Source organism: Crenobacter oryzisoli (genome assembly GCF_030385785.1).
In the GTDB taxonomy this organism is placed as follows: Bacteria; Pseudomonadota; Gammaproteobacteria; order Burkholderiales; family Chromobacteriaceae; genus Crenobacter_A; species Crenobacter_A oryzisoli.
Map to the genome: position 1 here is coordinate 1 of NZ_JAUEDK010000040.1, position 25,427 is coordinate 25,427.

The 25,427-nt window shown below is 56.3% G+C and carries 27 protein-coding genes and 1 pseudogene; 11 read left to right on the forward strand and 17 right to left on the reverse strand.

The features are described 5' to 3' along the window. Positions 1-510: hypothetical protein (locus tag QU481_RS17655; protein WP_289831339.1), on the forward strand; the 510-nt coding region annotated here is incomplete at its 5' end. A 179-nt stretch (positions 511-689) separates the two neighbouring features. Here the strand turns inward: QU481_RS17655 and QU481_RS17660 are convergent. From QU481_RS17660 to QU481_RS17705, 10 genes are all read right to left on the reverse strand, one after another. Beyond that, on the reverse strand, positions 690-1,127 hold the full coding sequence (locus QU481_RS17660; RefSeq protein ID WP_289831340.1) for an Lrp/AsnC family transcriptional regulator: 438 nt from the start codon (positions 1,125-1,127) through the stop codon (positions 690-692). Between the two features lie 44 nt (positions 1,128-1,171). Then, positions 1,172-2,341 carry a trans-sulfuration enzyme family protein gene (locus QU481_RS17665; RefSeq protein WP_289831341.1) on the reverse strand — a complete coding sequence of 390 codons (1,170 nt, stop codon included), beginning with the start codon at positions 2,339-2,341 and terminating at the stop codon, positions 1,172-1,174. A gap of 34 nt (positions 2,342-2,375) precedes the next feature. Continuing rightward, positions 2,376-3,062, reverse strand: coding sequence for an ABC transporter permease (locus QU481_RS17670; RefSeq protein ID WP_289831342.1), 687 nt, complete (start codon positions 3,060-3,062; stop codon positions 2,376-2,378). 13 nt (positions 3,063-3,075) lie between these two features. Then, positions 3,076-3,753, reverse strand: coding sequence for an ABC transporter permease (locus QU481_RS17675; protein WP_289831343.1), 678 nt, complete (start codon positions 3,751-3,753; stop codon positions 3,076-3,078). A 45-nt stretch (positions 3,754-3,798) separates the two neighbouring features. Then, positions 3,799-4,578 (reverse strand): ABC transporter substrate-binding protein, encoded by a 780-nt coding sequence (locus QU481_RS17680; RefSeq protein ID WP_289831344.1) that lies wholly within the window; start codon positions 4,576-4,578, stop codon positions 3,799-3,801. A 28-nt stretch (positions 4,579-4,606) separates the two neighbouring features. Continuing rightward, a complete protein-coding gene (locus QU481_RS17685) occupies positions 4,607-5,401 on the reverse strand; it encodes an ABC transporter ATP-binding protein (RefSeq protein ID WP_289831345.1) in 795 nt (264 codons plus the stop codon). Between the two features lie 79 nt (positions 5,402-5,480). Then, a complete protein-coding gene (locus QU481_RS17690; RefSeq protein WP_289831346.1) occupies positions 5,481-6,884 on the reverse strand; it encodes an aldehyde dehydrogenase family protein in 1,404 nt (467 codons plus the stop codon). Between the two features lie 8 nt (positions 6,885-6,892). Then, a complete protein-coding gene (locus tag QU481_RS17695) occupies positions 6,893-7,960 on the reverse strand; it encodes a homoserine dehydrogenase (protein WP_289831347.1) in 1,068 nt (355 codons plus the stop codon). A gap of 106 nt (positions 7,961-8,066) precedes the next feature. Continuing rightward, positions 8,067-8,561 carry an Lrp/AsnC family transcriptional regulator gene (locus QU481_RS17700; RefSeq protein WP_289831348.1) on the reverse strand — a complete coding sequence of 165 codons (495 nt, stop codon included), beginning with the start codon at positions 8,559-8,561 and terminating at the stop codon, positions 8,067-8,069. Between the two features lie 18 nt (positions 8,562-8,579). Beyond that, complete coding sequence (locus QU481_RS17705) at positions 8,580-9,263, reverse strand: hypothetical protein (protein WP_289831349.1); 684 nt, start codon at positions 9,261-9,263, stop codon at positions 8,580-8,582. Positions 9,264-9,509: 246 nt separating this feature from the next. On the opposite strand from QU481_RS17705, the gene QU481_RS17710 reads away from it, so the two are divergent. Further along, positions 9,510-10,109, forward strand: a complete 600-nt coding sequence (locus QU481_RS17710) for a transposase (RefSeq protein ID WP_289831350.1) — start codon at positions 9,510-9,512, stop codon at positions 10,107-10,109. On the opposite strand, the gene QU481_RS17715 is transcribed toward QU481_RS17710, so the two are convergent. Then, on the reverse strand, positions 10,099-10,557 hold the full coding sequence (locus QU481_RS17715; protein ID WP_289831377.1) for a plasmid pRiA4b ORF-3 family protein: 459 nt from the start codon (positions 10,555-10,557) through the stop codon (positions 10,099-10,101). The genes QU481_RS17710 and QU481_RS17715 overlap by 11 nt on opposite strands. A gap of 3 nt (positions 10,558-10,560) precedes the next feature. On the opposite strand from QU481_RS17715, the gene QU481_RS17720 reads away from it, so the two are divergent. Continuing rightward, entirely contained in the window at positions 10,561-10,737 is a 177-nt protein-coding gene (locus QU481_RS17720) for a transposase (protein ID WP_289831351.1), read from the forward strand. A 171-nt stretch (positions 10,738-10,908) separates the two neighbouring features. Here QU481_RS17720 and QU481_RS17725 read toward each other — a convergent pair whose 3' ends face one another. The 5 genes and pseudogenes from QU481_RS17725 to QU481_RS17745 form a co-directional block, all read right to left on the reverse strand. Beyond that, positions 10,909-11,163, reverse strand: a complete 255-nt coding sequence (locus QU481_RS17725; RefSeq protein ID WP_289831352.1) for a c-type cytochrome — start codon at positions 11,161-11,163, stop codon at positions 10,909-10,911. A gap of 105 nt (positions 11,164-11,268) precedes the next feature. Continuing rightward, entirely contained in the window at positions 11,269-12,453 is a 1,185-nt protein-coding gene (locus QU481_RS17730; RefSeq protein ID WP_289831378.1) for a DUF8462 domain-containing protein, read from the reverse strand. 120 nt (positions 12,454-12,573) lie between these two features. Next, a pseudogene (locus QU481_RS17735) lies at positions 12,574-12,795 on the reverse strand (transposase); the annotation flags it as partial. Positions 12,796-13,010: 215 nt separating this feature from the next. After that, positions 13,011-14,309 (reverse strand): MFS transporter, encoded by a 1,299-nt coding sequence (locus QU481_RS17740; protein ID WP_289831353.1) that lies wholly within the window; start codon positions 14,307-14,309, stop codon positions 13,011-13,013. 13 nt (positions 14,310-14,322) lie between these two features. Further along, complete coding sequence (locus QU481_RS17745; protein ID WP_289831354.1) at positions 14,323-15,111, reverse strand: substrate-binding domain-containing protein; 789 nt, start codon at positions 15,109-15,111, stop codon at positions 14,323-14,325. Positions 15,112-15,201: 90 nt separating this feature from the next. Here QU481_RS17745 and QU481_RS17750 point away from each other — a divergent pair, with 90 nt between their 5' ends. Beyond that, positions 15,202-16,122, forward strand: coding sequence for a LysR family transcriptional regulator (locus QU481_RS17750; protein ID WP_289831355.1), 921 nt, complete (start codon positions 15,202-15,204; stop codon positions 16,120-16,122). 467 nt (positions 16,123-16,589) lie between these two features. Here the strand turns inward: QU481_RS17750 and QU481_RS17755 are convergent, their stop codons facing one another. Further along, positions 16,590-17,633, reverse strand: a complete 1,044-nt coding sequence (locus QU481_RS17755) for a LysR family transcriptional regulator (RefSeq protein WP_289831356.1) — start codon at positions 17,631-17,633, stop codon at positions 16,590-16,592. Positions 17,634-17,704: 71 nt separating this feature from the next. On the opposite strand from QU481_RS17755, the gene QU481_RS17760 reads away from it, so the two are divergent. From QU481_RS17760 to QU481_RS17790, 7 genes are all read left to right on the forward strand, one after another. Next, entirely contained in the window at positions 17,705-18,937 is a 1,233-nt protein-coding gene (locus tag QU481_RS17760; RefSeq protein ID WP_289831357.1) for an MFS transporter, read from the forward strand. Positions 18,938-19,748: 811 nt separating this feature from the next. Further along, a complete protein-coding gene (locus QU481_RS17765) occupies positions 19,749-20,225 on the forward strand; it encodes an FKBP-type peptidyl-prolyl cis-trans isomerase (RefSeq protein ID WP_289831358.1) in 477 nt (158 codons plus the stop codon). A gap of 637 nt (positions 20,226-20,862) precedes the next feature. Then, positions 20,863-21,267, forward strand: coding sequence for a hypothetical protein (locus tag QU481_RS17770; RefSeq protein WP_289831359.1), 405 nt, complete (start codon positions 20,863-20,865; stop codon positions 21,265-21,267). Positions 21,268-21,419: 152 nt separating this feature from the next. Continuing rightward, a complete protein-coding gene (locus tag QU481_RS17775; protein ID WP_289831360.1) occupies positions 21,420-21,662 on the forward strand; it encodes a DUF2933 domain-containing protein in 243 nt (80 codons plus the stop codon). Further along, entirely contained in the window at positions 21,659-22,330 is a 672-nt protein-coding gene (locus tag QU481_RS17780; RefSeq protein WP_289831361.1) for a methyltransferase family protein, read from the forward strand. Before QU481_RS17775 ends, QU481_RS17780 begins: the two co-directional genes overlap by 4 nt. Further along, on the forward strand, positions 22,327-22,620 hold the full coding sequence (locus tag QU481_RS17785; RefSeq protein WP_289831362.1) for a DUF5676 family membrane protein: 294 nt from the start codon (positions 22,327-22,329) through the stop codon (positions 22,618-22,620). Before QU481_RS17780 ends, QU481_RS17785 begins: the two co-directional genes overlap by 4 nt. Before the next feature lie 15 nt (positions 22,621-22,635). Continuing rightward, positions 22,636-24,909, forward strand: a complete 2,274-nt coding sequence (locus QU481_RS17790) for a copper-transporting P-type ATPase (protein WP_289831363.1) — start codon at positions 22,636-22,638, stop codon at positions 24,907-24,909. The last annotated feature ends 518 nt before the right edge of the window (positions 24,910-25,427 follow it).

Here is a 25,427-nt window from a genome sequence, read left to right on the forward strand (position 1 = left end):
TGTTCGCAGCGTGGCGCGGTGCATGTCACCGTGAATGCCGCTTATACGTCGCAAATGGACTCGTTCACCGGCTTGCTGGAAGGCAGGCGGGTGGGCGACAAATTTCACCGTGCCAACGGGGACGTGACCCAAGCGGATTTCAACGCTGCCCGGAATGTGAAACACCGGCTCCATGACCCGGCTATTGCCCGGTTCATGCCGCACCGCGAGGTGCTGCGGATTCTGCAACACGTTCCTCCGGCGCAACTGAGCGTCAAGAGGCTTCAGTTGGTCGGCGCAAGCCGCGTCAACGAAGTGCGGATAAATCCATTGCTCTACTTTGAGCAAGTTTTTTGGAACAGAGACTTCCTATGTCAATTCGAGCCCATCGACCGAAAGCCTTTGCCAGCAATCTGTTCGTCAACGAACGGCCCAAAAACCGGAACGAACGGTCAGAAGCATCTAAGAAGGATGCCTTTCTGGGCAGCCTATGGAAGACACATTACGCTGGCAAAACAAGCTATTGATTAGCGTAGACACCGCAGGTTGTGCGCATAGCAAGTCTACCTGCGCACCTCCTGTGCTGGCTTGGCTGGACTTATGCAACAGCGCCGATTCCGGCGAAACTGACCCGTTGACTGACATTGGCTCGCTGACTGGCCCTTAATTGTTATCAACAACAATAAATCGTTAGCCAGGCCAAGCAAGCGTCATGACCGAGAGACCAAGGAAGACAACACAAAGCAGGTCGTAATGTTCTGCACGCCGGCATGCGCGCTAATCTCACTCCAAATCTGGTTGATGCGCTCGTGCGACTCGGCCGCGATGCGCACCATCAGATCGATTTCGCCGCTCAACACGGCACAGTCCACAACTTCGGGAATCTTAGCGATGGCACTAGTAACATCCGCGCCACGCATACGATCCTTGCGGTAGACCAGCATCACTGCACGCACCAGCTCCACACTCGTTGGCACCGCACGACAGATGGTATAGCCCGTAATGATTTTCAGCCCTTCCAATCGGTCTATCCGCTGTCGCACTGACTGACGAGACAACCCCAATTTGCCAGCAAGTGTTGCAAGCGGTATCCGCGCGTCGGCACTCAGCGCGTCGAGAATGTCGCGATCGATCGCATCGAGTTTCATGGTCGTATCTCGCAGAAACGGGGCGGTCTCCCGCCCCGGGTGGTTTACATCGAGGCGAGAGCCTGAAGGACATCCGCCTTCAGATCGTCGATATGCTCAATGCCGACTGAATAGCGTACAAAGTTGAGAGGGATGTCTGCTGCCTTCATCTGAGCCGGATTCATCGTACCCGCCCACATAGCCGCGGTATGGATCACCAGCGAATCGACCCCTCCCAAATTCCCTGCGTTGTGAGGTATTTGGAGAGAAGACACGAAATGTTCGGCTTCGGCATATCCGCCTCGCACGCCAAAGGCGATGACTCCGCCATAGCCGTTCATCTGACGTTTCGCTAATTCATGTTGTGGATGGCTCGTCAAGCCTGGATAGAAAACTCTTTCGATCTGCGGCTGCTGCTCCAGGAAACTGGCCAGCGCCATTGCATTCGCATTGATACGTTCGATCCGCATGGGCAACGTGCGTAGTCCGCGCAGCAACAGCCAGGCGTCCATCGGCGACAATACCGAGCCAAGCGTAATGTGGGTGTGCCAGATATCCTCAGCCAATGCTCGGCTGGTGCAGATTACGCCACCAGTCATGTCATGGTGGCCACCGAGGTATTTGGTGGCGCTGTGCACAACGATGTCGACGCCAAGGTCGTGTGGACGCTGATTGATTGGAGATGAAAAGGTGTTGTCCGCCATGGTCAGGATGCCGCGCGACTTGGCCAAGCGAGTGACAGCGGCGATGTCGGTCAGCATCAGTAGCGGATTGACCGGGGTCTCCAGCACGATCAGTTTGGTGTTAGGACGAATCGCACACTCGAACGCGGCAGTATCTGTCTGGTCGACCAGCGTCACTTCGATACCGAAGCGTTGCAGCATGTCATCCAGCATCTTGGCCGTACTCATATAGTGGCGCGTCTGGCCGATAACATGGTCGCCCGCTTTGACCAGCGACAGGATGGTGGTGGCGATCGCGCCCATGCCGGAAGCAGTCACCAGCGCCGTCTCCGTACCTTCCAGTTCTGCCATGATTTTCTTGACCCGCTCATGTACCGGGTTGCCGTAGCGCGTGTAGTTGCGTGGATGCTGTGGCACGCTCGACATCTCGACGAACTCAGCACTGTCATCGGCCTTGAACACTGCAGAATAGTGGATCGCCGGCGCGACGGTCTTATCTGCGGTCACGCCTCCGTCGGCATGCACCGCCAATGTTTCCATTTGATATTCCATATTGTCCTCACGGATAAAGTGCATGGTTGCAGGGTCAACGCAGCAGATGGGGATTGAGCCGGCCCTCTGCGAACTTGAGCATCGATGACAACAGCGCTGCGATGGCGACATAGGCCACGCCGGCCAGGATCAGTGCGTCGGTGTCATAAGCGGCGATGGACAGACGGCGTGCCACACCAGTGAGGTCGAGCACGGTGATGGTGCTGGCAAGCGCAGTGGACTTAAGCTGCAGTACCACCTCATTTGCGAGCGTCGGGGCAACAATGCCTATCGCACGCGGCACCACGATGTACCAAGTGATCATGAAGCGGCTCATACCAAAGGCGGCTGCAGCTTCTTGCTCACCCGCCGGTACACCGGCGATACCTCCACGGATATCCTCTGCCATGTAGGCGGCGATATTGAGCGTCAACGCCAACAGCGCGCACGAGAACGATCCTTCGAGCAGGAGCCACAACGGCGAGTGCCGTACCCAGTCGAACTGCGCGAGGCCGTAATACAGAATGAAAAGTTGCACCAACAACGGCGTGCCACGAAACACCGTCATGAAGGCTCGGCTAGGTAACGACAACCAGCGGCTTTGTGCACTACGAGCCACAGCCAGCGGCACCGCAAGCATGAAACCGAACAGACAGGACAGCACCAATAATTTCAATGAGGTCACGAGGCCGCTCAACAGCACCGGCCCAGACTCTGTGAGCAGTAAAACAAGAGAATCCATGACTCTTTTCCTTTTATGCCGCCTTCGCGAAGCCACGGTTGGCACGTCGCTCGAACCAAGCGAAAGCCGGATTGGATGCAGCTAACAACGCGAGGTAGATCAACCCGACGGCGACATAGAACATGAACGGTTGCTTGGTGTACTGTGCCGCGATATTCGCCTTGCGCAGCATGTCTTCGAGCCCAACGATCGATACCAGCGAGGTATCTTTCAGCAGGTTCTGCCACATGTTGTTCAAGCTAGGCAGGCAGATGCGCCATGCCTGCGGCAAGCGGACAAACCACAGTGTCTGAAAACGTGACAGTCCATATGCACGTGCAGCCTCCAGTTGACCTTTGGATACAGACAGGAAAGCGCCGCGAAAGACCTCGGACGAATAGGCCCCAAATACCAATGCCAGCGCGACCACCCCACCTGCAAAAGGACTCACACTCAGCGAACCGTCAAAGTAGGTATTGATCAGATTCGACAAACCGAAGTAACAGATCAGCAGGATCAGAAACTCTGGGATGCCGCGCAGAAAGTCGGTAGCGAGAAAGGCAGCTCTGCTCAGCCAGCGAACCTCTGATAGCTTAGCCGACGCGGTTGCAAGACCCAGCAGCATGCCGAAGAACAGCGAGGTGAACGCGAGTTCCAGCGTTACCCATGCTCCATCCAGCAACTGTGAGCTGTAGTCGATTAATGCAGCCATCTTGTGCGCCTCCGATGCGGGTCACCAGTGGTGACCCTGCTTAGGTTATTTCGGCAGAATGCTGAATGGGAAATACTGCTTGTTGACGGTACTGAACGTGCCATCGCTATGTACTTTCACAATGGCTTGGTCGAACTGAGCCTTCAGCTTCTCATCCCCCTTGCGTACAGCAATGGCAGTGCCCGCCCCAAAAATCTCGGCATCTTCAATTGGTTTTCCTGCAAAATCGAAGCCCTCCTTGAAGCCCGTTTTGCTCAGCCAGTCATATGCCAAAGTATTATCGGCGAATACCGCATCGATACGTCCCGATTCGAGATCGAGCCACGCAGCATCCATAGTCTGGTAAACCTTGACGTCAATACTGGACTTACTGGTAGGCAAGCGCATACGCAGATAACTCTCGTGAGTTGAGGCGGTCTGAACCCCAATAGTCTTGCCGCGTAACGTGGCTGGGTTTTGGTTGATGCCGGCGCCCTTCTTTGTGACTAGTTGAACAGGCGCGGTGGTGAAGATACGAGTGAAATCGACAGACTTTTCCCTCTCCGGCGTTTTGGACATCTGCGCCATCGCCGCGTCGATCTGTTTGGATTTCAGTGCAGGGATTAGGGCATCAAAATCCATCGTCACCCATTGGCAGGTCACCTTCATCGAGGCGCACATTTTCTGACCGATCTCGATTTCCATCCCCTTTAGCTTGCCCGAGGCGTCCTTGTATTCGAACGGTGCATAGTCGGCCAGCGTGCCGATACGAATCACCTGCTGGGCATAACTGGACGAGCCAACCAGACTGGCTGCGATGGCGAGGGAGAGCATGAGCTTTTTCATGACGTTTTCCTTTGGCTTGGCGAGCGTCTTACAAAATGCTGGACAGGAACTTCTGGAACCGGGGGGATTGCTGGCGAGTAAAGACGTCATGAGGCTTGCCGTCTTCCTCGATCTTGCCTTGATGAACAAACACGACACGGCTGGCCACTTCGCGCGCAAACCCCATCTCGTGGGTCACCACCAACATGGTTCGGCCGTCTTCGGCCAACGAACGCATCACCTTCAAGACCTCGCCGACCAACTCCGGATCCAAGGCGCTTGTCGGCTCATCGAACAGCAAGACTTCAGGATCGGTAGCAAGGGCGCGTGCAATGGCGACACGCTGCTGCTGGCCACCCGAGAGTTGACTCGGAAAATGGTTACGTTTTTCGGCCAGCCCGACTTTCTCCAACATCGCCAGCGCCTTTAATTCGGCATCCTGCTTACTCACGCCAAGCACCCGCACCGGAACAAACATCACGTTCTGCAGCACCGTCATGTGCGCCCACAGGTTGAACTGCTGGAAAACCATTGCAAGCCTGCGACGGATGCGGGTGATCTGCTTGGGATCGGCCGGCATCAGCTTGCCGTCACGCCCCGGTTTTAGCTCGACCCGCTCCCCGTGCAGGGTGAGCCGACCGGCATCCGGTGTTTCCAGCAAGTTGATACAACGCAGCAATGTGCTCTTGCCCGAGCCGCTACTGCCCAAAATGGAGACAACATCGTGCTTGTACGCGCTGAGTGAAATGCCCTTCAGGATCTCGTTACCACCGAACGACTTGCACAAGTCTTCAACTGCAAGTACGGCAGAAGGAGGGGATGCGATCGGGGAATCGTATGGCATGGTGGTACTCTCTTTCTCACTTTGTTGACGCTTTTTAGTTATGTGGCCACCCCCGGCGGACAAGCCGCCGGTTCGGGTTCTACAACAACGATGAGCGCTTGCGTCTGAAGCACACCACCTTCGGTTGCGACATCTCGGTAATCGTGAAGCGGACCCCTTCACGTCCGAGCGAACCGTACTTAAACCCGCCGAACGGCATGCCGTCGAAGCGAAAGTCGGACGAATCGTTGACCATTACGCCGCCGGCCTGCAGCCGTTCCGCGACACTGAGTGCTGTTTCAAGATGACTGGTAAAGATGCCGGCCTGCAGGCTACTTTCGCTGTCATTGGCCGATTCGAGCGCCTGATCCAGACTGTCGAACGGGGTGATGATCACTACCGGCGCAAACACTTCTTCACGCCATACTTTTGCCGTAGTCGGTACATTCGCGAGGATGGTTGGGTAATAGAGCGCTCCCTCCCTTTGGTGCCCTGTCAGCACCGTTGCGCCCTGCGACACCGCTTCGTCCACCCAGCCTTCGATCCGCTTCGCTTGCTCTTCGCTGATCATCGGCCCCATATCAGTGACCTCGCTCAGTGGGTCACCGACAGACATGCTCTCGGTCAACTCGACCATGTAGCGAGTGAAGTTCTGGTACACAGACCGTGCGACCAAGATGCGCTGGGTTCCGATGCAATTCTGCCCAGCGGCCCAAAATGCACCTGATACGCAAGCTTCGGCAGCATCTTTCAGGTCGCAATCGGCCATCACCAACACCGGAGCATTGCCCCCCAGGTCCATCGCCATTTTTTTGAGGCCCGCAGTACGCGTGATCGCCTCACCACTGACCGGACCACCGGTAAAACTGACCATACGGATGGTTTTCTCCCGCAGCAGCGGCTCAGTCACATTTCGGTTGCCATACACGATCTGCAATGCCCCGCGTGGCACTCCGGCCTGCCAAAGGCACTCAACCAGACGCTTTGCGGAGAGTGGCGCCAATAACGACGGTTTAAGAATGACCGCATTGCCTGCAGCCAGTGCAGGTCCAAGCTTATGGGCAACCAGGTTAAGTGGATCGTTAAACGGGGTGATTGCTAGGATCACGCCAAGCGGCTCATGTGTGTAATAGCCACTTCGATCTTCCGCACCTGCATAGGCATCAAACGGGATGATTTCACCGCCATGACGTTTAGCCTCTTCAGCAGACAACCTCAGCGTATTGATGCAGCGCGCTACTTCTTTACGCGCTTGTCGAATCGTCTTCCCAGCTTCCATTGCAATAGTGCGGGCGAAGTCATCTACCTGACGTTCGACCAGCGATGCAGCCTCCTGCAGCAGTTCCGCACGTTTATGCCGTGGCAATGCCGCGACCAGGGCGGCACCTTTCTGGGAGGAAGCAACAATTTCCGGCAACGCTTCGGCAGGGGTCAGTGGCACCAAGCCGACCACATGACCATCGAATGGCGAGCGGACCTCGAAGTTGGTCGATTGCGGCTTCATAGGAGCATTCATGCGCGCACCTCATACTTGCCGGTTTGTTCAGCCAACTCGATCAAGTCAGAGAGAATGGCGAATGCCGTCTCACGTCGACCGGCGCCTGGACCGCTGATAGTGACGTTACCAAGCACGTCCGTATCAAACGTAACGGCATTAGTCACCCCGCTTATCGAATGCAGCGGATGGTCGGCGGAAAGCTCACGTGGCTCTACGCTCGCACTGACACTGCCATCAGCATGTCGAGTCGCGGAACCAATCAGTTTCCAGTTACGACCAACCGACTGCGCAGTGCGAATGTCCTGGCTAGTAAGTAAAGAGATGCCACGGCACGGCACGTCTGCACGAGTCAGCCCGGTATTCCACAACGTATTCGCGAGGATCACCACTTTGAGCTGTACATCGGCACCTTCCAGATCGGCTGCCGGGTTGGCTTCGGCGTAGCCGAGCACCTGTGCTTCGCGTACCGCAGCGTCGAAGTCTTGTCCTTGCGCCAGCCGATCCAGCACGAAATTCGAAGTGCCATTGAGAATGCCGGCAAACCCATTCACTTCGCATCCGCGCAGCGTAGTATCGATCTGGCGAATCACGGGCGTACCGCTCATCACCGCCCCTTCGTACTTAAGTTGCACGCACTGCTCTGCGGCGAGCCGAGCGAGAGAGCTGTGCGCCAACGCTATCGGTCCCTTGTTGGTGGTCACGACATGTTTGCCATGTTTAAGTGCAGCATGGCAATGTGACAGTGCCGGTTCTCCCGTGTGTGGGTCGGTAAAAGTGGCTTCTACTACGACATCGACAAAATCAGAGGCGATTAACTCAAGCGTCGAATTCAAATTAATTTCTTCGCAGATCTGAGTATTAGGATCCTTGCGCAATGCGTCTATTGAGAAGCCGTTCGCTGCAGTTTCCAGCAAGGCATCAAGATCGAGACCTTTAGGGTTACTCACCACGCCAAAACGCAGATCCGCAAGTGCAGTGATGCTGAGATCCAAACCGCCAAGCTTACCGTGTTTGATTTTAAGCAGTTCCACCAAGCCTTGGTTAACGCCGCCAAAACCAATTAGTGCCAATCGAAAAGCCATCGCTACACCCTTTCACCGTTGGAATAGAGATTTCATGATATGGCGACAAATTGTCAGATAAATCATTCAAACCGCAGTAAAACTCAAATTATTTAGCTACGAACCGCTAGTCACCACCTGCGTTTTGCTCATCGTTCTCAACAGGAATAAATAACCCTGTCTTCAAAGTGTTCAGCACCACATTTGTGGTAATACGACGAATCATCGGGTTGCACTCCATCACTCGAGCAGTAAGCCGGTCATATACCTCAACATCTTTTGCGGTAATGATGACAATCAGATCTGCCGCTCCAGTTACGTAGTAAATCTGCTGGATCTCATCAACCTGTTTGGCCCAATCGCGGAACTTCGCAACAGTGTCGTAATTTTCACGCTCGATCTCCATTGCCGCGACAAAAGTCATTGGACGACCAACTGCATTGCGATCGACTACAGCAATCTCAGCCGAAATAACTTTTTCGTCGCGCATTCGTTTGAGTCTTTTTTGCACTGCCGAAGAGGATAGGCCGATACTTTCAGCGATCACTTCTGCCTTAACCGAACAGTCCCGCTGCACGATAGTGAGAATTTTCTGATCGAAATGGTCTAATGGTGTCGTCATGGCGGTATGAATGAAGTTCTAGAGATAGAATGCGTGTGGGAAAATTACTCCCGCTCTTGCTCGTACTTGGTCAAAAGCCTGCACCAAGGCTGCCATCATATTATGATCAAAGCCATCAACCAGAATGGGATCTAACCCAATAAAATTGCTTCCAGATGGAATTGGGTAGGCCTGCTCGGAGCCATGTGGGCCTTTAGCGATCAGAGCAGAATTTTCCAGAGAAAGTAGACTTATGAACAAATGCACGGGCCCGGGCAATTGCAGCACAGAAATCAATGGAACCAATACGGAGCTTATTTGTTGAAGAAATGGCTTCTCGTAAACTCCTGGCCACCATGCTTGATGTTGCGGAGGCCAAATTCCAGTTGGTAAAACACCAACCATTTCAATGCGCCGATCCGGATAAAACAATGCATAAGCATGAATAAGGCCATTATCGTCCGGTGTAGAATGGGCCAAAATTCCAGCACTGACAGGGCTGCAATGATCAAGTTGGATATTAATCGGGCGCAGCTGAAGGAAAAGTGCCATGGCAGAAAGCCATTGACTGGAAGACAACAGGTCAAACGAACCAGAAAATTCAGGCAGAACCTGACAGGCCCATTTAGGTCCTGCAGGCATTTCAATAGCGGCACCGCCACTAGCAAGCTCAGCATTACGCTTACTCGCAGCGAGGCGAAAGGAGGGAGACTCTTCAAACATACGATACCTCTCGTCTTGCGACCAACTGCAAACACCACTTAACCTGAGGCGATGCTTACGAGCCGATGCATGGCACCAGCAAGATGAAGTAATTATGCAGAGAAGTGACGCGGCAAAAAATCCAATTTATCTATTAAATGTACTTTTTTCATCGCAAATTGACCATTTCATTACAGTTTCCTGACAATGGCGCTGTTGCATAACCCCGGGTCTGGCCTGGCTTGACGCGCCAGGTAGACTGGCAGCATGACCCCATACCAGACCCGTTACCGCACCACCAACTGGCCTGAATACAACCGCAGCCGGCAGAACTGGGCGAGTCTGACGGTCTGGATGTCGTCGGACATCCCTTGGTTGGGCAATGGTCGTTCTGGTGCCAATGGTCGCCCGCAGGTCTACGCCGATGCGGCCATCCAGGCGGTCCTGATAATGAAAGTCTTGTTCAAGCTCGCGATACGCCAAGCGCGGGGGCTGGTCAATAGCTTGCTGAAACTATTGAGTCTGGACTGGCCCGTTCCGTGCTTCAGCACCGTCAGTCGGCGGCAGGTCACCCTGTCTGCATCCCAATTATTTGCCCCGCTGGCACTGCGCTTGAACAACGTAGCGCTGGCCGTGACCGATCTTGAAGCAATGATCAGCTGGTATCAGAACGCGTTCGGCCTGCAAGTCGAAGAGCGCGGCCATTTCGATCCCGTGAATGCCGATTTCGCCATGCTGACCGGTGACGGCTTCCGGCGGGAACTTGTGTCACGTGCAGGCGGTGAGCATCGCCCGGCTGACCGGTCCGCACCCCCGCTGGTCAAAAGTAAGCGGCACGTGGAGGCCGCATTGACACTCAAAGCTTGATTTCAGAGAGCCGCTGATTGACGTCGCTCAGATCAAAGGCGGTGAGATCGAAGCCACCACCACACCACTCGAGCATTTGCTGATGCTCGTCATGCGTCGGATCGTTGAGCACTTCCAGGAATTCGTAATAACCAGGCACGCCGCCAACGTCTTCCGGTGGACAGGCATTGCGACCGTCCAGGCAGAGCGGACAAGGCAAGTCCGTGTCCGGCAGCAGGACCTTCTCGACTGTTACCCGATGCTCCCAGTCGTCGCCATAGTCATAGATGTACTTGCAGGACTTCCGAGCGCCCAGCGCCTTGGCGAGCGTTACCTTGGTCTCGTCTACGCAAGGGAATTCATCGGGGAAGTCAGGTTCTGGCTCGCCATAGCGGGTATCACCGATCACAAATTCATGCAGATGGCCACCTTCCCAGCCCATCACCACCTGCAAGACGGCATGGAGTATCGCATGGTGTTGTTCTACCTGCCGGCCTACAGCCCTGAGCTAAACCTGATCGAGATGGTCTGGAAGCACGCCAAGTGCCACTGGCGCCGTTTTGTCACATGGACCCGCGAAACGCTGGATGAGGAAATCTCATCGCTACTCGGTGGTTATGGCGACAAATTTCAAATTAATTTTTCGTGATTACTTACATCGTCGATGTTCTACAACTACCGCCGGCTGCATTCGAAATTGGGCTACCAGTCGCCCAACGCTTTCGAGCGAAAACAGGTTAGTCAGCCACCTATCGCGGTGTCCGCAATAGCTTGACCACTACAATCCAATGACTGGCTATGGTTAGCGTGAGTGGGGGTCTTAGTGGGGCGATGGCGACCCCGATGGGTCACCTGAAGAAGCACGAGAACACGCTTCTGAGCGGCCCGCCTGCTTGAGATAGGCAATTAAGTCAGCGCGCTCTTTACTGCTCTTGATCCCGCCATAGCCCATGGCGGTGCCAAGCACTCTCTTCAGTGGATCGGCAAGAAAGCGATCCAATGTTTCTTCATCCCAGACGATGCCTGAGTACTTCATCGCATCGGAATAAGCAAAACCAGGCACGCTACTCATCATCGAGTGAACGGTGGGCAATAGGAGCCGTATGAGTCGAGAGACTCACATGCGGTTCTGGGAGGGCATTAGGGTGAGATTCCTTGGCGCTACTCAACTAAGCGGCTCTTATTGCGCGTATTGAGGGATGACACGGCGCATGAACTCATCGAACAGCGGCACCGTAAACGCCATGTCACCATGCGATGGGCTGTAGACCATGCCCTTCTTGATCAAACTGGCGCGCACCGGCCCCATGCTCTGGACTTTGACCGCCAGCTTGTCGGCGACATCTCCAGTGCGGTGTGGGCCGGGCCCTAACTCAGCCATGGCGCGCAAGAACTTTTGCTCGCGCGGAGTCAGGCGATCAAACCTCACCCGGAAAAAATTCTTATCCAGCCGTTCAGACACGATTGCGCTGGTCGCCTGCACCACCGCCAGGCTGATCGGTGAGGCCGCCGCATGATTCCACGCCTGATACCCCCACTCTTGCAGAAAGTAGGGATAACCCCGTGTCAGTCGGAAGATCTCGGCCAGCGCAGCCTGCTCGATCTCCTCCCCCGCCTGGCGCACCGGGTCCTGCACCGCCTTGATCGCATCCGCTTCCGGCAATGGGCCGATATCGGGAAAACTGAACAAGCGTTCCGCGTACGATTTCGACTCGCCCACCAGCGCCGGCAAAATCGGCAGCCCGGCTGCCACCAGAACCAGCGGCAATTGGCGCTGCTGCATCTTGTGCATCGCCATCACCAGCGCACTCAACTCTTCTACGCTGAAATACTGGATTTCGTCGATTAGGATAGCCACCGCCACGCCGCGCTCTTTCGCCGCCTCGGCCACCGCTACAAACAAACTGGGCAAGTCCAGCTCCAGGTCACCGCTATCGGCCGAACCCGATTCCGGTTCGATATCAATACCGATATCGATCTCGCCCACTTTGACCTTGATCGCTGCAACAAAGCTCTTTAGCACCGCAATGCCGCGGCGCACCTTGTCGCCGGCACCGGCCATCCGGTCCAGCTCGAATAACAAGCGACGCAGCTGCGGTGCCAGCAGCACGGCCAGCGACTTCCTTTCATGCGCCTCGATCAAAATGGTGCGATAACCGGATGCCTGCGCCATGCGCTCGATCTCGTTCAGCAGCACCGTCTTGCCGACGCCTCGCAAGCCTGTCAGCAGCAGGCTTTTCTCCGGACGACCGACCAACACGCGCCCCAATAGCACCTCAGCTTGTTCCAGTACACTCTCGCGGCCGGCCAGCTCTGGCGGCGGAGACCCCGCCCCTGGAGAAAAGGGATTTTTTATCTTGTCCATGTCCACTCTGCCTCTAGCAATGTATACGATTATATGCGCTGATGACCGTATACATTGATATAACTCTCTACAACTCGCAAGGGCGCTGTTGCACAACTTCAATGAGGGACGAACGTCATTTCAACGCAGGATCACCCGAGTGCTGCAGATCGTAAACAGGGCCAGGAAAGTGAGGTGGATGAACTGCAAGCGGGTATTGAGCAGTCGCTCGCAGTTCTTCCACAGCCGCCTGTTCTTTTCCAGCTAAGCAAAGCTGCGCTCGGCCACCCAGCGCTTGGGAATCACCGCGAAACGATGCAGTTCGCTACGCTTGGCAATCTGCACCGTGACATGCGCGCCCAGGAAAAACGCTACAACAACGAGTATCACATCCTGCCCAGTGAAAACGCATTCGCGGACAGACTGCTGGCTCGTAGAGTAGCTGCGGGATGCCGCACTGGCGGCGGTCTGTCATGCATTGCGCAGTTTAGTGCCGTACTGGCATCCGGCATAAAAAAACCTCCCTCAGGAGGCCAGAACATGCGCTGACTGTTAAGCATGTGCGCACGGAGAGAGACTTATGCAGTAGCTGCCTTGCCGGCAAAGCGGCTACGGATGTCTTTGTGATAAAGCATCAGTGTGGCGGCCAGGCCGCAGGCAGCGGCCAGCATCATCCAGTAGCCCGGTGCTGCCTTATCACCACTGGAGTCGATCAGTGTAGTGGTGACCAGCGGGGTGAAGCCGCCAAAAATCGCCGTGGCCAGGCTGTAGGCTAGCGAGAAGCCCACCGTACGCACATGGCTGGGTAGCAGCTCGGTCAGCGCCACCACGGTGGCACCGTTGTAGCTGGCATACAGGAAGGATAGCCACAGCTCCACGGCCAGCATGTGGGCAAAGCTGGGGGCCGCCACCATCCACGCCAGGGTCGGGTAGGCGGTCAGCATGGTCAGCAGGCTGAAGCCCAGCATCAGCGGCCAGCGGCCGATGCGGTCGGACAGCGCACCCATGATGGGCAGCCAGATGAAATTGGACAGGCCGACAAAGAAGGTCACCAGCAGGCTGTCGTTTTCACTGAGCTTGAGCACACTCTTGCCGAAAGTGGGGGTGTAGACGGTAATCAGGTAGAAGCTCACCGTGGTCATCACCACCAGCAGCATGCCGCCGGTAATCAGCCTCCAGTTTTGCGCGATGGAACGCAGGATTTCGGCAAAAGTCGGATGATGCTTATGGGCGAGGAAGGCATCGGTTTCCTGTAGCGAGCGGCGAATGGCGAAGATAAAGGGAATGATCATGCAGCCGATGAAGAACGGAATGCGCCATGCCCATTGATCGATCTGATGATTGTTGAAGGCCTGGTGCAGCAGATAGCCCAGCACGGCGGCAATCATGATGGCCACTTGCTGGCTGGCCGATTGCCAGCTGACAAAAAAACCCTTGCGGCCCGGCGTGGCCATTTCGGCCAGATACACCGATACTCCCCCCAGCTCCACGCCGGCAGAGAAGCCTTGCAGCAGGCGGCCAATCAGCACCAGAACCGGAGCAGCCAGACCAATGCTGGCATAGCCCGGTACAAAGGCAATCAGCGCGGTGCCACAAGCCATGATGGCCAGGGTGACAATCAGCCCCTTGCGACGGCCGATACGGTCGATATAGCTGCCCAGCACGATGGCGCCGATGGGCCGGGCCAGGAAGCCGGCACCAAAGGTGGCAAAAGCCATAATCAGCGAGGCATACAGATTGCCGCTGGGGAAGAAGGTTTTGGCAATGTAGGTGGCGTAAAAGCCATACAGGAAAAAGTCGAACATCTCCAGAAAGTTGCCGCTGGTGACGCGTAACACCATGGAGAGACTGGACTGGCGCTGGGTGGCAGTGGTCATGTCTTCATCCTTGTTATTGAGCGGAGTCACTGGCCGGTGTCATCCCGGTCTGACGAATGCTTGCCGCAGCTTGCGGCGCAGCGAGGAAGCGAACCAGCTGGCGCGCTGCGTCCAGATGGCTGCTGTTGCGGCTGATGCCGGCAGAAAATGTGGTGACTTGCTGTGCCTCTTCCGGCAGCAAGCCGACAATGTCGATACCGGCAACCGGAATCAGCTCGCTCAGCTGTTGGAAGCCCAGCTCGGCCTCTCCGCGGGCCACCACCTTGCCCACCGGTTCGGCGGGAATCATGCGGCTGCGGTCCTTGATCTGATCCGCAACGCCCAGGCGGGCAAACAGCACGCTGGACAAAAACACGCCGCTGGCGCTGTCGGAGTAGGCGATAGAGCGACTGCCCAGCAGGGTTTGCTTCAGAGCCGCTAGGGTGCTGATGTCCGGCTGAGGGCTTCCGTGTTTCACCGCCAGCGCAATGCGTGAGCTGGCCAGCACGCGGCGGCTGTCGGGCAGCAGCTTGCCGCTGCTCTCCAGCTTGTCCAGTGCACTGCCCACCATCACCAGCACATCAATCTTCTCGCCACGTTGCAGACGTTGCGGGATGGCTTGCGGGGTGTCGCCCATGGACGGGCCCCAATCCAGTTGCAGATGATGTCCGGTCTGTTGTTCGAATTGTGGTGCCAGCAGCTTCAGGGCGGCAGCAAAGCCTCCCGAGCTGACCACCTTGAGTTCGTCCGCCTGTGCCTGCACCGCGCCGATGGCCAGCAGCACGCCAGCCAGGCAGCAGCCTGGCTTCCATGTCTTTGCCATGGGTTTCTCCTCTTGTTGTGCTTGTGTTGAGCTGGAATAATGCACAAAACGCAATAAATTTTTAATTGCTTTTATTTCATGGATTAATCGATGGCGCGCATCAATCTGGAGCTGAACGAATTGCAGGCGTTTCTGGCAGTAGCGGAAAAAGCCAGTTTCAAGGCGGCGGCCGAATCGCTGTACCTGTCGCAGCCGGCTCTGAGCCGACGCATCGACAAGTTGGAGCAGTCCTTGCAGGTGCGGCTGCTGGAGCGCACCACCCGCAGCGTGCGCCTGACCGAAGAGGGCGAGCACTTTCGCCTGCATGCCCAGAATGTGCTGGACGAACTGGAGCAAGCGGTGCGCGGCCTGGGCGAGCGTGCCCACCACCGCAGTGGTCTGGTGTCGATTGCCAGCATCCCTTCTGCGGCACAGTATTTGCTCCCTGCCGCATTGGCTAGTTTTGCTGGGGAGTATCCAGGTATGTGCCTCAAGGTGTTTGATGAGGGGGCACAAGATGTTTTGAACCATGTGCTGGAAGGCAAGGCTGATTTCGGCATCAACTTCATTGGCGGAGAAGACCCGGGCATTGATTTTCAGCCCATGTTCACAGAGCGCTATGTATTGGTGGTGCGCAAAGACCATCCATTGGCTGTGCAGCAGTCAGTGGAATGGGAAGAGCTGGTGGGTGAGCGGCTGATCGGCGTATCACAGCGCAGTGGCAATCGTCTGCTGCTGGATCATCATTTGGCCAGCCTACCAGAGCGGCCCCGTGTCCATTACGAAGCCAGCCATCTGCATGGAGCATATGGAATGGCAATGGCTGGCTTGGGAGTGATGGTTGTACCAGAGCTTTCGTTGACACCGGCCTATATGCATACGTTGGTCGGTATCGTGCTGGGGCAACCGCAAATATCACGCACAATCGGTCTTATCACCCGAGTAGGCTACAAACCCTCTCCTGCAGTGATGCGACTGATCGAATTTACTAGGCAAGAGTTCACAAAGTATTGCCTGTCCAAGCCCCTGTGAGCAGTAAGTATGAGAGCTGCTTTTCAAATGAAAGCAGTCGGATATAACAGCCGAGAAAATCACCGCTTTGGCCGAGTTGCACTCGTAGGCAATCCGGCAGGTATCTGATCGAAGCCGTCGTTCGAATGGCTGGTCTTCGGACAAGGCGACCGGCAGCAGTTGGTCGACAGTACGCATTGGCGAAAGCTGCACGAAAACGGACATTCAGGATGAATGACCACTATCTAGCACTGTGGCCCATCGGCAGATCCCGGCCAGTAGCGGAAATTCAACGCGTCAGAACTGCCGTTGTCTGAAAGGCTACCCCACTCTGAAATCTGCCAGATAGCCAACGGAAACAGCTCGGCCTTGGCTACCTGTCGATACCTGAACAGGATCAGGCTGTTAGCAGACGGACGTTCCAGTGGGCCTGGGAAGGAAGGCAAAGGTGTCCGAATGACCGAAACCTAGCCATTAAATCGACAGGATCAGCGAATGGCACCATCCTCATTCATCCCTCCGAAGATCACGCCGGCTTCAGCGCGGATAAGGTCGATAAAGCGACGCAGGCGAGCCGGATAAAAGCGGGCATAGGGATATACCAGGCTGACCGGCAATGGTTCGGCCTGCCACTCGGGTGTCAATTGGATTAACTGGCCGCTGGCCAGCGCCTCGGTCATCACCCAGTGCGAGCCGATGCCGACACCGACACCCTGCATGGCGGCGCTGCGCAAGGCATAGAGACTGTCGGTGCTGAAGCGCGGCTTGATCGAAATGCGCTTGCGTTTCCGCGTTACGGAATGTGTCAACAGCACTTCATTTCGATAAAAGGTACGGAGCGCAAGCCAGGGTAGTTCGACCAACTCGGCGGCGTCTTGCGGTACGGGGCGACCGTTGAGCAGATCAGGTGCAGCCACCACGATGCGTGGTACCTGCGCCAGCGCAATGGCGACCAGCCCCGGATCGGTCACTTCGCCGACCTGAATGGCGCAATCGATGCCGGCTGCGATGTAATCCTGAATGGCACGATCATCATGCAGCAGCCACTCCACCGACATCCCCGCATGCTGCCTCAGATAGCGGGCTAGCGGGCCGATGAGCCGTTCTTGGCCGAAGGCGTGCGGCACAATCACACGCAGGATCCCCTCCGGCTCCTCTCGTGCACCTTTCAACTCCGACTCGAAACGGGCCCAACCGGCTAGCAGTTCCTTCGCGCGCTCGTAACAGCGTTCACCATCCTGGGTCAGCCGCATGGTGTGGGTGGTGCGCTGGAGCAAGCGTAAGCCCAACGAGCGCTCCAGCATTTGCAGTCGGCGGCTAATCGTGGGCTGGGTAGTGCCCAACTGCACCGCAGCGGCGGACAAGCTGCCCGCTTCGACAATGCGCAGGAATGTCAGCATCAGTTCGATACGCTCACCGGTGCCCGGTTGCAATGGCATTGCCATGCGAACCTGGCTGTCCAGCTCTCGATCATCACTCATCGATGTCAGCCTGATCTTGTTAATACGTTCAATGTATAACAAATCTTCCAATTACATGCCTACACATACATATCGCGCACATCCATGATGCAAGCGTCACCACTAGCTCAATGAGGCTGATCATGTCATCCACCAAAGTCCTGCCAAGTTCCGCCGCTCCCTTGACTAGCCATGCGGCATCGCAAACCCTACCCCGTTCCCTCATCCTATTAATGGCCATCGGAGCCGGTCTGTCTGTTGCCGCCCTCTACTACAGCCAGCCCATGCTGGGTGTGTTAGCCGGCGATATTGGCGCATCTGGGCGTGCCACTGGCCTTGTTCCGACCCTGACCCAATTGGGCTATGCACTTGGTATTCTCCTGTTGGCGCCACTGGGGGATCGCCATGACCGGCGCACCATCATGCTAATCAAAGCTGGATTGTTGATCCTTGCCCTGCTGCTTGCTGGGTTATCCCCCTCGCTTGCCCTTTTACTGCCGGCCTCGCTGCTGATTGGGCTGACGGCGACCCTGGCCCAGGATATTGTGCCTGCCGCTGCCACACTGGCACCGGAAGCCCAGCGAGGCAAAGTGGTCGGCACCATCATGACCGGCTTACTGACGGGCATTCTCCTGTCGCGCGTGATCAGCGGTTTGGTCGCCGAGCAGTTTGGCTGGCGTGCCATGTTCTTCATCGCCACCACCACGATCCTATTGACCGGCTTGGCGATCCATCGCTTCTTGCCACGTTTCCAGCCCAGCACGACGCTGCCCTATCACGCGCTGCTCGGATCGCTATTTACGCTCTGGAGGAAACATGGCGACCTGCGTCGCGCCGCCATCGCGCAAGGGTTGCTGTCAGTCGGCTTCAGCGCCTTCTGGTCCACGCTCGCTATCATGCTGCACGATGCGCCGTTCCATCTGGGCAGCGCAGTATCTGGAGCATTTGGCCTGGCCGGTGCCGCAGGCGCTCTGGTGGCACCGCTGGCCGGTCATCTGGCGGACCGGAAAGGGCCGGAAGTGGTTACTCGCGTTGGTGCGGGTCTCGCCGCCCTCGCTTTTGCGCTGCTGAGCCTGGCTCCCGCATGGTCGTTGAGTGTTCAGCTGATCCTGCTCGGTGTAGGGGCCATACTGTTTGACCTGGGCGTGCAAGCCAGTCTGATCGCACACCAATCGGTGATCTACCGTCTTGACCCTGCGGCCCGCAGCCGACTGAACGCCGTGCTGTTTGTCGGCATGTTCATTGGCATGTCGGCTGGCTCAGTATCTGGCAGTATTCTTCTTGCCAGCTATGGATGGATCGGGGTCACCGCTCTGGCGACCATCACCTCACTGATGGCCCTGGCCGTGAGATGCTGGAAACAAGCCAAAGCCTGAATCAACTTCAGCCAGCTTGAGATATAAGCAAAAAACAGGCGGCCATGAATATGGCGGCCTGTTCTGTTGGATTGACCAGCCTTCTGTCGTTTGGAATGATCGATTGGAAGGTAAATCTTCCCTTGCTTTGCCGTCACCCCGACCACGGCTTTCGCATAAGAAAGCAGTCTTTCTTCAATGAGTGTCTGAGTGACTATTCTGGTCGACCCGCTGTCCTCAAGCTGCCACATCGGGCGACGGCTCCACTCCAGATGCCTGCCACTGAAGTTTGACGGAACAAACGGCAGCAACGGATCGGAAGTTCGTGTTCGTTAGATTGAGAGCTGTCATTCAGCACGGCTCGACCTTGAACGGCAGGTACCGGTCCATTGCAGACCAATCAGGTAGCCAAGCCGAACGGTGGGAATGGCTGATGACCTGCTGGTTGGTGCTTGGAAGCGTCCCATTGTAGTGGGTGCTCATCTTGGGAGCTTTCTGGTGACTAGAAGGATCGCACCTTGAACATTACGGCAATACTTTCCTCTCGAGTTAGTTCCCGTCTCACCTCATCTTGTTTTCTAGAGGCACCTCGAACAACGCTTCGATGATGTAAATGTAATCTTTGGAGCTAAATGTGCCACACCGATATGCCCCCTGGCAGGTGACTAGGAGAGCCTTCTCATAGTATTCGGCGATTGCCCTTGCTATGTCATGTTGGTAAAACCAGATATTCGGCACATATCGGACGTGAGTGAGGTGACTCGCCATCCAGTTGACACTCCCTCGCTGAACTGCGAACCTTCCCGCTTCAATTTATTTGCCATTGCCCCCCATGAAAATCACCCAAAACACCGCCGTCACTCTGCGAATGAAAGTTACAGACAGCCAGGGTCTGGTTTACGACGATGGCAAGACCCCAGTCTCCTACTTGCACGGCGATTACGACAACCTCTTCCCCAAACTGGAAGCCGCACTTGAAGGTCAGGAGTCAGGCTTTCAAACCACGCTGGAACTCACTACCGAAGACACCTTCGGCGAACGCGACGAAGCCCTGGTCACCACCATGCCCAAGGCCGAATTCCCTCCCGGCATCAAGGTAGGCGGACAGATCCCACGTTCCGGCCCGGATGGCGAACAGCGCTACTATTTCGTCACCAAGATCAAAGGCCCAACCGTATTGCTGGATGGCAACCACCCACTTTGCGGCAAAACCCTGCGCTTCACCCTCAAAGTGGTGGAAGTACGTGAGGCAACCGCCGAGGAAATTGCCCACCAGCATGTACATGGCGAGCACGGGCATCAGCACTGACACCACCCGCCCCACACAAACAAAGCCCTCCTATTCCTGGAGGGCTTTGTGTTGCCAGGACACATCAAAGTTGTATCCAACCTATGCTTCTGTTGATCTGAGTCAGGTTCAAACTGGCAACAATGCACTACGCTGAAGTTGTTCCTGAGGAGCAACGCCATGTCATGGTTTGAACACCACCGACTCACACTCTGCCGCCTTTGCTTGGTGGTGTGGGGTATGGTGTTCGTTCTGGCCTCGTCGCAGGTATGCACCGTCGATGCTTTGGAGGGATTGGGAGCATCAACCCCGGTTCTCTCGACCATGCACCATAGCTCAGACCATCACCCAGAAGCCTGCACAAAGCTCTGTGCTGACACGAGCGCTGCAATACTCAAATCCACTCCTCATTTCTCCCCAGGTGATCAACCAGGCCTTGCGGCCTTGCTGATCCTGCCTCTGCTTTTGCTGCCATTGGTCAGCACAGCCACGCGCCAGTGGTTTGCTTCACACGAACTTCCTCCGCCCGAGCCCCCCGCTCGGCTCCGCTTCTCCCGTCTCAACAATTGATTCACCGGATGGCGTTCGCCATCCGTCGTTTTGCCGTAGCGATCATCCGCTACGAATACCCACGTCTATGTCCACTTTGGAGCAAGTTATGAAAAAGCATCTCTGTGCTGCGGCCGTCCTTGCGATTGCCTCTGTCTCTGCCGGCGCCTATGCCAATGACTCCCAGAAGCCCACCACTCCTGCCCCCACGGCCAAATCGGACCAGAATGCAGTGAACAAGGCCTTCAACGAACAAATGAAGAAGATGAAGGCGGCCCACGAAAAAATGGCTGCGGCGAAAACCCCGGCTGAACGCCAGGCAGCCATGCTGGATAGCATGAAGACCATGAGGGAGAGCATGGAACTGATGCACAAAACGTCCGGATCGTCTCCTTACCAGAAAGGAAAAGCACCGACCGGCATGATGGGGGGGCACATGGACATGATGGACATCATGATGCAAATGATGGACCAGCAGACATCGATGATGTCGTCAATGCCCATGGGCCAGTAAGGGGAGCTTTACGCAACCTATGTAGCTTCCGACAGTCGGCCCGGTACGCCGGGCTCCCCATGTTGTCTGAGGCCTATCAGTTGCACCTCGTCAGGGAAAAGGGACTTGTCCTGTCGGGCAAGCCCCCTTCACTGGCAGCTTAGGGAGCCAACATGAATCAGCTTCAACATGACTCACATCGGCGATCTCATTGGGTATTTTGGGGTTTTGTCGCTGTCGGGGCGTTTTTTCTGCTGACAGAACATACCGCCCATGTACTCGGGGTGTTGCCCTATTTGCTAGTGCTACTGTGTCCCTTGATGCACTTGTTCATGCATCACGGTCATGGCGGACACCATGACCATTCGGAGCATGAGACGGACTCCCAACGCAGCGAGGAAAGGGACGGATCATGAAACATACCGAGTCCGCGTATGGGCTGTGGTCGCTGGCCATCATTAACTCGCTGGTTTTTATCCTGTTCGCGTTCAGCTTCACCAAACCGAAGACCTCACGCGATTGGCGCTCTTTTGGCATGTTCTCAGCTTTCCTGGTGGCCTTGTTCACCGAGATGTATGGCTTCCCGCTGACCATCTACCTGCTCCTGCCGTGGCTCAGCAAACACTTCCCTGGCATCGACTTCCTATCACATGACTCCGGGCATTTGCTGGAAACCATGTTTGGCTGGCGCACACACCCGCACTTTGGACCATTTCACCTGGTCAGCAACGCCCTGATTCTCTCCGGGTTCTGGCTCCTGGCGGCATCCTGGCGTGTGCTCTACGCCGCGCAGACTAGAGGCACACTGGCTGTTTCGGGACCGTATGCCTATATTCGCCATCCCCAATACGCAGGCTTCGTGGCTATTATGTTTGGCTTTCTGCTGCAGTGGCCGACCCTGATCACACTGATCATGTTTCCCATCCTGGTGGCGGTCTATGCACGGCTCGCCAAACGCGAGGAAGCGGAAATTGAGGCAAGGTTCGGCGAGGCCTACCGTTCCTACCGTAAGCGCACACCGGCCTTTATTCCGCATTGGCGGAATGGCCCAACGACACCTCCAGCGTCGAGGAGCCCATCATGAATACACTCGCCCCCTGCAAGATGGGCCTCGCGCTGTCACTGACCATAGCCATTTCATACTCGGTATGCATGTTGCTGGTTTTGCTCTTTCCAGTGCCCGCGATGGCTTTTCTTAATGCCTTGTTCCATGGCCTGGATTTCAGTCACCTTGGCGCGTTTCAGCCCTTCCCATGGACCATGTTCCTATTGCCTCTCGGGGTACTGAGTGTGTGGGGCTTTTTGGTCGGGGCGTTGTTCGAGTGGCTAAAAAATTGCCTCCAATCCCCCGCTAATCGACACCGCTTGCACTGATCTCGGAGATACGCCATGAACGAGCCGCATAGGCATCATGTTCCTCATCCACACGTGGCACCGGAAGACCAAGTGCCGGGCGGAACGGTCTATACCTGCCCGATGCACCCTGAGATCCGACAGAATCAACCCGGCCAGTGCCCGAAATGTGGGATGTCGCTGGAGCCGATGATTCCCGTGGTCCTGGCTCCCGGGGGAGTCATCTATACCTGCCCGATGCACCCCGAGATCCGCCAGGATCATCCTGGCAACTGTCCCATCTGCGGCATGACGCTGGAGCCGCTGCTGCCAGCAGTCGACGAGGAGGAAAACGCCGAGCTCAAAGACTTCAGCCGCCGCTTCTGGTGGTCGTTGCCCTTGAGCGCCATCGTGTTGCTACTGGCCATGTTCGGTCACCCGCTTGGACTGATGGCCGAGGGCCGGCAGGCATGGCTGGAACTGACGCTATCTCTCCCGGTCATCCTGTGGGCTGGTTTGCCCTTCTTCCAGCGCTGCGTGCGTTCGATTGCCAACCGAAGCCCGAACATGTGGACGCTGATCGGGCTCGGTACCGGAGCAGCATTTCTGTACAGCCTTGCCGCCACAGTGACACCGCATATCTTTCCGGAATCGTTTATGTCCGAAGGGCGAATCGGGGTGTACTACGAGGCAGCCGACGTGATCATTTCATTGACCTTGCTCGGCCAGATGCTGGAGCTGCGGGCCCGTTCGCAGACCTCCGCAGCCATCAAGGCATTGCTGGGACTTGCCCCCAAGACTGCGCGTCGTATTCAGCCAGACGGATCCGAAGACGATGTGCCGATCAGTCAGGTCATCGTCGGTGATCGCCTGCGAGTGCGGCCGGGGGAGAAAGTGCCCGTGGATGGTGCGGTACTTGAGGGCAGCAGTGCGGTGGATGAATCCATGCTCACGGGAGAGCCCCTCCCCGTGACCAAGAGCGTAGGCGACAGACTGATCGGCGCTACGCTCAACACTTCCGGGGCGCTGATCATGCGCGCTGAGCAAGTAGGTAGCCAGACTATCCTGGCGCAAATTGTGCAGATGGTGGCGATGGCACAGCGCTCGCGAGCACCGATGCAGCGCATGGCTGACGTGGTGGCCGGTTACTTCGTCGTCGGTGTGGTTGCCATCGCCGTTCTCACATTCTTTGTTTGGGGTGGACTGGGGCCACAACCGAGCTGGCTGTACGGTCTCTTGAACGGAGTGGCGGTGCTGATCATCGCCTGTCCCTGTGCGCTCGGTTTGGCGACCCCCATGTCCGTAATGGTTGCTACCGGGCGGGCGGCTGGCGAAGGGGTACTGTTCCATGATGCAGCGGCGATTGAACATCTGCGTCGCATCGATACCCTGATCGTGGATAAGACCGGCACGCTGACTGAAGGCAGGCCGACGCTAGGACGTGTCATTGCTGCAGCTGGCTTCAGTGAAACCGAGGTCCTGCGGCTGGCAGCCAGTCTCGACCAGGGCAGCGAACACCCTCTGGCCAATGCCATTGTTAAAGGTGCCCGTGATCGAGGTGTAACGTTAGCAGAGGCCGAGGGCTTCGACTCAGTCAGTGGTATTGGGGTGCGCGGCATGGTTGACGGCCATTCACTGGCCATGGGCAATCGGACGCTGATGTCCGAGGAAGGCGTGAGAGTGGAAGCCCTTGCAGACGAAGCGGAAATATTGCGTCAGCAAGGCGCTAGCGTGATTCATCTGGCTGTAGATCATCAGTTGGCCGGGCTACTGGCCGTATCGGATCCGGTGAAAAACTCGACGCCAGCCGCGGTGCATGCTTTGCAGCAGGCGGCCATCCGCTTGGTCATGGCCACCGGTGATGCCTTGACGACGGCGCGCTCGGTCGGTGATCAGCTGGGTATCGCCGAGGTACACGGCGAGGTCAAGCCTGCGGACAAGCTACATCTGGTCGAAAGTTTGCAACGCGAGGGGTGCATCGTGGCAATGGCGGGTGACGGCATCAACGATGCGCCGGCGCTGGCACGTGCTGATGTCGGCATTGCCATGGGAACAGGCACGGATGTGGCAATGAGCAGCGCCCAAGTGACCCTGGTCAAGGGCGACCTGCGCGGCATCATGGCAGCGCGAGCCATTTCGGAACAAACGGTTGCCAATATGCGGCAAAACCTGATGTTCGCGTTGCTTTATAACGCACTCGGCGTGCCCATCGCCGCAGGGGTACTGTACCCGTTCACAGGTCTACTCCTGTCGCCGATGATTGCCGCCTTGGCGATGAGCTTGAGTTCCGGATCCGTCGTCGGCAATGCCTTGCGACTGCGTCACCGTTGACCTTGGTCCACTCCAAGCTTGTCGCCGAACATAAGATTGAAGTGATCTTTCCCGGATACCCGTCATCTCCATAAGCATGGATCGCTAATCCCAAGAGCAAAAAAAATTGCTGCGTAATGTACTATGCATTACGAGGCTAGATAATTGGGATGCCCCCCAGGAGCAATCCCATACGGAGGTCTTCCGTGACTCCTGTCGAGTTGGCATCTGACACTGTCAATAGCGGGCCGGCCTGAACCAGTTCGAGTCTGCGACCTTTTAGGTAGCCGGCGGTACTAAGCTGTGCAGATAGTGAAACTCTCGATCATCCTCGACTGCGGTTTACCTAAAGTGCGGGCTGCCTTTATGAACTTGATAGACATACCCGTCTACGCTCTCTACTTGGTTGATAATGAAAACGGTTTGCTCATTCCATTTTCTATATGGAGAGCAAGACATAATATTGTCACCAGCAAGATGCAAGGTTATGAATTTTCTACAGGGTCAGCAACAACCACTCCGGACCGAGTGTAAAATTT

Excerpts from the sequence above, each read along its gene's own strand:
- QU481_RS17660 (WP_289831340.1), bottom strand. The coding sequence starts at position 1,127 with ATGAAACTCGATGCGATCGATCGCGACATTCTCGACGCGCTGAGTGCC.
- QU481_RS17665 (WP_289831341.1), bottom strand. The coding sequence starts at position 2,341 with ATGGAATATCAAATGGAAACATTGGCGGTGCATGCCGACGGAGGCGTG.
- QU481_RS17670 (WP_289831342.1), bottom strand. The coding sequence starts at position 3,062 with ATGGATTCTCTTGTTTTACTGCTCACAGAGTCTGGGCCGGTGCTGTTG.
- QU481_RS17675 (WP_289831343.1), bottom strand. The coding sequence starts at position 3,753 with ATGGCTGCATTAATCGACTACAGCTCACAGTTGCTGGATGGAGCATGG.
- QU481_RS17680 (WP_289831344.1), bottom strand. The coding sequence starts at position 4,578 with ATGAAAAAGCTCATGCTCTCCCTCGCCATCGCAGCCAGTCTGGTTGGC.
- QU481_RS17685 (WP_289831345.1), bottom strand. The coding sequence starts at position 5,401 with ATGCCATACGATTCCCCGATCGCATCCCCTCCTTCTGCCGTACTTGCA.
- QU481_RS17690 (WP_289831346.1), bottom strand. The coding sequence starts at position 6,884 with ATGAAGCCGCAATCGACCAACTTCGAGGTCCGCTCGCCATTCGATGGT.
- QU481_RS17695 (WP_289831347.1), bottom strand. The coding sequence starts at position 7,960 with ATGGCTTTTCGATTGGCACTAATTGGTTTTGGCGGCGTTAACCAAGGC.
- QU481_RS17700 (WP_289831348.1), bottom strand. The coding sequence starts at position 8,561 with ATGACGACACCATTAGACCATTTCGATCAGAAAATTCTCACTATCGTG.
- QU481_RS17705 (WP_289831349.1), bottom strand. The coding sequence starts at position 9,263 with ATGTTTGAAGAGTCTCCCTCCTTTCGCCTCGCTGCGAGTAAGCGTAAT.
- QU481_RS17710 (WP_289831350.1), top strand. The coding sequence starts at position 9,510 with ATGACCCCATACCAGACCCGTTACCGCACCACCAACTGGCCTGAATAC.
- QU481_RS17720 (WP_289831351.1), top strand. The coding sequence starts at position 10,561 with ATGGTGTTGTTCTACCTGCCGGCCTACAGCCCTGAGCTAAACCTGATC.
- QU481_RS17725 (WP_289831352.1), bottom strand. The coding sequence starts at position 11,163 with ATGATGAGTAGCGTGCCTGGTTTTGCTTATTCCGATGCGATGAAGTAC.
- QU481_RS17730 (WP_289831378.1), bottom strand. The coding sequence starts at position 12,453 with ATGGACAAGATAAAAAATCCCTTTTCTCCAGGGGCGGGGTCTCCGCCG.
- QU481_RS17740 (WP_289831353.1), bottom strand. The coding sequence starts at position 14,309 with ATGACCACTGCCACCCAGCGCCAGTCCAGTCTCTCCATGGTGTTACGC.
- QU481_RS17745 (WP_289831354.1), bottom strand. The coding sequence starts at position 15,111 with ATGGCAAAGACATGGAAGCCAGGCTGCTGCCTGGCTGGCGTGCTGCTG.
- QU481_RS17750 (WP_289831355.1), top strand. The coding sequence starts at position 15,202 with ATGGCGCGCATCAATCTGGAGCTGAACGAATTGCAGGCGTTTCTGGCA.
- QU481_RS17760 (WP_289831357.1), top strand. The coding sequence starts at position 17,705 with ATGTCATCCACCAAAGTCCTGCCAAGTTCCGCCGCTCCCTTGACTAGC.
- QU481_RS17765 (WP_289831358.1), top strand. The coding sequence starts at position 19,749 with ATGAAAATCACCCAAAACACCGCCGTCACTCTGCGAATGAAAGTTACA.
- QU481_RS17770 (WP_289831359.1), top strand. The coding sequence starts at position 20,863 with ATGAAAAAGCATCTCTGTGCTGCGGCCGTCCTTGCGATTGCCTCTGTC.
- QU481_RS17775 (WP_289831360.1), top strand. The coding sequence starts at position 21,420 with ATGAATCAGCTTCAACATGACTCACATCGGCGATCTCATTGGGTATTT.
- QU481_RS17780 (WP_289831361.1), top strand. The coding sequence starts at position 21,659 with ATGAAACATACCGAGTCCGCGTATGGGCTGTGGTCGCTGGCCATCATT.
- QU481_RS17785 (WP_289831362.1), top strand. The coding sequence starts at position 22,327 with ATGAATACACTCGCCCCCTGCAAGATGGGCCTCGCGCTGTCACTGACC.
- QU481_RS17790 (WP_289831363.1), top strand. The coding sequence starts at position 22,636 with ATGAACGAGCCGCATAGGCATCATGTTCCTCATCCACACGTGGCACCG.